Annotated in this window: 5 protein-coding genes; 2 read left to right on the forward strand and 3 right to left on the reverse strand. The window is 65.9% G+C overall.

Features of this window, described 5'->3' with window-relative positions:
- On the reverse strand, nucleotides 1-1145 hold a 1145-nt coding region (gene aspS, locus ACEQXV_RS13300; protein ID WP_370269611.1), incomplete at its 3' end, for an aspartate--tRNA ligase.
- A gap of 197 nt (nucleotides 1146-1342) precedes the next feature.
- Between aspS and ACEQXV_RS13305 the strand changes: the two genes are divergently transcribed.
- Complete coding sequence (locus tag ACEQXV_RS13305) at nucleotides 1343-2542, forward strand: class I SAM-dependent methyltransferase (protein ID WP_370254797.1); 1200 nt, start codon at nucleotides 1343-1345, stop codon at nucleotides 2540-2542.
- On the opposite strand, the gene ACEQXV_RS13310 is transcribed toward ACEQXV_RS13305, so the two are convergent.
- Together ACEQXV_RS13310 and ACEQXV_RS13315 are read right to left on the reverse strand one after the other, a co-directional pair.
- Nucleotides 2530-3171 carry an aminotransferase class IV family protein gene (locus ACEQXV_RS13310; RefSeq protein ID WP_370269613.1) on the reverse strand — a complete coding sequence of 214 codons (642 nt, stop codon included), beginning with the start codon at nucleotides 3169-3171 and terminating at the stop codon, nucleotides 2530-2532. The two genes, ACEQXV_RS13305 and ACEQXV_RS13310, sit on opposite strands and share 13 nt — an antisense overlap.
- Complete coding sequence (locus ACEQXV_RS13315) at nucleotides 3126-4256, reverse strand: aminodeoxychorismate synthase component I (protein ID WP_370269614.1); 1131 nt, start codon at nucleotides 4254-4256, stop codon at nucleotides 3126-3128. Before ACEQXV_RS13315 ends, ACEQXV_RS13310 begins: the two co-directional genes overlap by 46 nt.
- A gap of 204 nt (nucleotides 4257-4460) precedes the next feature.
- Between ACEQXV_RS13315 and ACEQXV_RS13320 the strand changes: the two genes are divergently transcribed.
- The coding region (locus tag ACEQXV_RS13320) for a hypothetical protein (protein WP_370269615.1) at nucleotides 4461-4772 on the forward strand (312 nt) is incomplete at its 3' end.

The raw sequence follows: 4772 nt of genomic DNA on the forward strand, positions 1-4772 counted from the left end.
TCGGTCCGTTCGGGGCCGATGTTCTTGGCCAGAGGACCAGCCGCTTCCATGCCGTTTTCGCCATCGCGCCAGAAGATGTAGCCCATCCCCGGCAGGCCCTGTTCCTGCGCGAACTTGTTCATGCGGTCGCAGAACTTGCGGCTGCCGCCCGTCGGCGCCGGAATGGCGCGGATCTGGGTGCCGTCCTGTTCCAGGATCTTGGCAAAGATGGCAAAGCCGGAGCCTGCAAAATGCTCGCTCACGTCCTGCATCTTGATCGGGTTCCTGAGGTCAGGCTTGTCGGTGCCATACCACAGCGCCGAGTCCTTGTAGCTGATCTGCGGCCAGTGCTTGTCGACCTTGTGGCCGCCGCCGAATTCCTCGAACACGCCCTCGATCACCGGCTGGATCGTGTCGAACACGTCCTGTTGGGTGACGAACGACATCTCCATATCGAGCTGATAGAAATCGGTGGGGCTGCGGTCGGCGCGCGGGTCTTCGTCGCGGAAGCAGGGCGCGATCTGGAAATACTTGTCGAAGCCCGAAACCATGAGCAGCTGCTTGAACTGCTGCGGGGCCTGCGGCAGGGCGTAGAACTTGCCCGGATGCAGGCGCGAAGGCACCAGGAAGTCACGCGCGCCCTCGGGGGAGGAGGCGGTGATGATCGGGGTCTGGAACTCGTTGAAGCCCTTGTCCCACATGCGGCTCCGGATCGAGCGCACCACGTCCGAGCGCAGCTTCATGTTCTTCTGCATCTTCTCGCGGCGCAGGTCTAGGAAGCGGTAACGCAGGCGGGTTTCCTCGGGGTATTCCTGGTCGCCGAAGACCATCAGCGGCAGCTCGCCCGCCGCGCCCAGCACTTCCAGTTCGCGGATGAAGACCTCGACCTCGCCCGTGGGGATCTTGGGGTTGATCAGTTCGGGATCGCGCGCCTTCACCTCGCCATCGATACGGATACACCATTCGGAGCGGACCTTTTCCACGTCCTTGAACGCGGCAGAGTCGGGATCGGCCAGAACCTGCGTCACGCCGTAATGGTCGCGCAGGTCGATGAACAGGATGCCGCCGTGGTCGCGCACACGGTGGACCCAACCCGACAGGCGCACGGTCTGGCCCACGTTGTCCTTGGTCAGTTCGGCGCAGGTATGGCTGCGGAAAGCATGCATCGCGGTTGTCCCTTCGGGGCTGGAATTTCTCGCCCGCCGATACACAGGCTGCGCGCCGGGAAGTCAAGGCTGACGCGGGGCGGAAACCCGCAGGCCGGGGCCGAAACTGCCCATGACCTTTATTTTTTCGCTCAATTTGGCAAACTGCCGCCCGGATTGGGACACGGACACCTGTCAAGACGGAGGTTTTGGGGGCGATGTGGGACAAGCTGTTTGACGCCATGCTGCGCGGTTACGTCAAGGTCGGCTCGCTGGAGGTGCGCCTTGCCGGGGGGCGCGTGCTGACCTACCGGGGCGCACCCGGCCCCGATATCCGCCTGACCTTCCATGACCCCGCCCTGCCCCGCAGGCTGGTGCAGAGGCCCGACCTCGCGCTTGGCGAGGGTTACATGGATGGCACGATCACGCTCGATGGCGACGATATCGGGCTATTTCACGAGTTCATCACCCTCAACCTGCCCCATGCGGGCGATTTGTGGTGGCGCAAGGTCAATTACGCCGCCCGCGCCGCCCGGCGCAGGGTCGACCAGTGGAACCCGGCCCACAAGGCGCGCCGGAACGTGTCGCATCACTACGACCTGTCGGCGACGCTCTACGATCTCTTCCTCGACGAGGACCGGCAGTATTCCTGTGCCTATTTCCAGCGCCCCGACATGACGCTGGAAGAGGCTCAGGCCGCCAAGAAAGCCCACATAGCGAAGAAGCTTTGCCTCAAGCCGGGCCTGCGCGTCTTCGAGATCGGCTCGGGATGGGGTGGTCTGGCGCTGACGCTGGCGCGCGATTTCGGGGCCGAAGTGTTCGGCGTGACGCTGTCCACAGAACAGCTGGACTGGTCGCGCGCGCGGGCCGAGGCGGCGGGGCTGTCAGACCGGGTGCGCTTCGAGTTGCTGGACTACCGCGCCGTCACCGGGCAGTTCGACCGGATCGTGTCGGTCGGCATGTTCGAACATGTGGGCGTGCCCCATTACGGGGAATATTTCCGCACCGTCTTCGACCGGCTGGCCCCCGATGGCGTGGCGCTGATCCACACCATCGGCCGGGCCACGCCCCCCGCCACCACCAGTCCCTGGATCGCCAAGTATATCTTTCCCGGCGGCTATATCCCGGCGCTTTCGGAAATGGCCGCGGCGGTGGAACGCTCGGGTCTGCAACCGATGGATATCGAGATGTGGCGGCTGCACTACGCCGAAACCCTGCGCCACTGGTATGACCGGTTCATGGCCCGCGCGGACGAGGCCGAGGCGCTCTACGACGCGCGCTTCGTGCGGATGTGGCGCTATTACCTCAAGGCCTCCGAGATGATGTTCCGCAACGCTGGCCACCAAGTGTTCCAGTATCAACTGGCCAAGCGCCCTGACGCGGTGCCGCTGTCTCGCGATTACCTTTACACCAGCTGAGCCGCGATTTCCCCGCGTAGCGAATTGCCAAGCGTGAGCGTGGCCCCCGTCAGCATATCCGGGCTCAGCCTGCCCTCGTGCACCGCGCCGCGCGCCAGAAGCTCCTCGCGCAGGATGCCGGGCAAGAGGCCAGCGTCAAGCGGCGGGGTCAGGCGGCGGCCATCGGCCAGCGTGACGAAGAGATTGGTGATCGTGCCCTCGCACAGCTCACCCCGGTCGTTGAGGAAGAGCCATTCATCCACGCCCTCGGGCAGCGCTGCCCGCGCGGCATCGTATAGCGCGCGGCAGGTCGTCTTGTGGCCCAGCCACGGATCGCCCGCCCGCAGCCTCTCGGGATGGATCGCCACGCGCCAGGGCCGCTCCGGCAGCGGCGGCAGGGGCGCGGAGACCAGGTCAAGATCGCCCGCTTTGCCAAGGGTCAGACGGCAACGCAGGGGCATCGCGGCGCGCAGCGCCGCCACCCTCCCCTGCGCCTGTTCCAAGTCGAAGGCAAATCCAAGGCTGCGGGCGCTTCGCGCCATGCGCGCAAGGTGGCGCTCCAGGCGCTGCGCGCCCGTCTCCGGCCACCAGCCGAAGGTTTCGATCAGGCGGGTTCCGGCTGGAACCGGCTCAGGAAACGGGCTTTCCACAGCGCCTCCTCGTATTCCGATGCGGCAGTCGAGTCCCATACCACGCCACCACCAACGTTCAGCACCGCGTGGCCGTCCTTCTCGCGCAGGATGGTGCGGATCGCCACGTTGAACTCGGCCCGGCCATCGGGCGCGGCCCAGCCGATCGCACCGCAATAGATCTCGCGCGGCCAGGGTTCCAGTTCCCGGATCACCTGCATCGCGCGCAGCTTGGGTGCGCCGGTCACCGATCCGCAGGGGTGCAGCGCCGACAGGATCTCGGGCAGGTCCATGCCAGACCGCAGGCGGCCTTCGATAAGCGACACCATCTGGTGCACCGTGGCGTAGCTTTCCACGGTGAACAGCTCGGGCACCCGGACGCTGCCCGCGACGCAGACACGCGAGATGTCATTGCGCAGGAGATCGACGATCATCAGGTTTTCCGCCTGGTTCTTCGCGTCATTGAGCAAGAAGGCCCGCGCCGCCCGGTCGGTGTCGGGATTGTCAGAGCGCGGCTGCGTGCCCTTCATGGGCCGGGTCACGATGCGCCCGGTGCCATCGGTGCGGAAGAACAGCTCCGGCGAGCGGCTGAGGATATCGGGCAAGCCTTCCTGCTCGATCAGCACGCCATGGCCCACCGGCTGCCCCTCCATCAGCCCCTCGTAAAGCGCCGCCGCGCTCAGCCCCGGCAGGTCAAGGTCAATGGGGAAGGTCAGGTTCGCCTGGTAGAGATCGCCCTGCCCGATCAGCGCGTGCAGCCGTTCGAAGGCCTGCGCATAGCGCGCAGCCGTCCAGCGCGGCACCATGCGCGCGGGCCGCACGCCGCTTCGCGCGACCTTGCCCGCCGCGACCGGCGCGTCAAAGACCCCGAAACACAGCAGCGGAAGCTTGCGGTCGCGCGGCATGAGCGGGGCCAGTTTCGGCTCCAGCGCGTAGCCCAGCTCATAGCTCGCATAGCCTGCAAGCCAGGCGCCCTCGGCGCGCGCCGCGGCCAGCGCCGCCAGCGCCCCCGGCACCTCTGACGGGTCCCGGGCCAGGATCATCCGGTGGGCGCCGGAGAAGCTCTGCCGCCCGCCGGCCGGCCCGTGATCGAAGGTCATACGCATGAAAAAACCGCTCACTGCCCCGATGATTCCGCCTGTTGCCCTTCACATAGGGTTTTTCCCGCGGCGCTGACAGGCCCACATGCGGCAGATTGAGATTCATTCCAGACCCCCCTTGCGCGTCGGCGCTCCATCCCTATAACGCAGGACAATTTGCGCGCGCCGAAATGGCTGCCGCGCGATCATGCTTGCTGCCGGGGATGCGCCATGCCGAAGAGAACCGATATTCAATCCGTCATGATCATCGGAGCGGGGCCCATCGTGATCGGCCAGGCCTGCGAGTTCGACTATTCCGGCGCCCAGGCCTGCAAGGCGCTGAAGGAAGAGGGTTACCGGGTCATCCTGGTGAACTCGAACCCGGCCACGATCATGACCGACCCCGAGCTGGCCGACGCGACCTATATCGAGCCGATCACACCCGAGATCGTGGCCAAGATCATCGAGAAAGAGCGCCCCGATGCGCTGCTGCCCACCATGGGCGGTCAGACCGGCCTCAATACCTCGCTGGCGCTCGAAGAG

Origin of the sequence: Nioella sp. (assembly GCF_964229645.1) — a bacterium.
Classification (GTDB): domain Bacteria; phylum Pseudomonadota; class Alphaproteobacteria; order Rhodobacterales; family Rhodobacteraceae; genus Nioella.

Coding starts and splice junctions, on each gene's coding strand:
- ACEQXV_RS13305 (WP_370254797.1), top strand. CDS start 1,343: ATGTGGGACAAGCTGTTTGACGCCATGCTGCGCGGTTACGTCAAGGTC.
- ACEQXV_RS13315 (WP_370269614.1), bottom strand. CDS start 4,256: ATGCGTATGACCTTCGATCACGGGCCGGCCGGCGGGCGGCAGAGCTTC.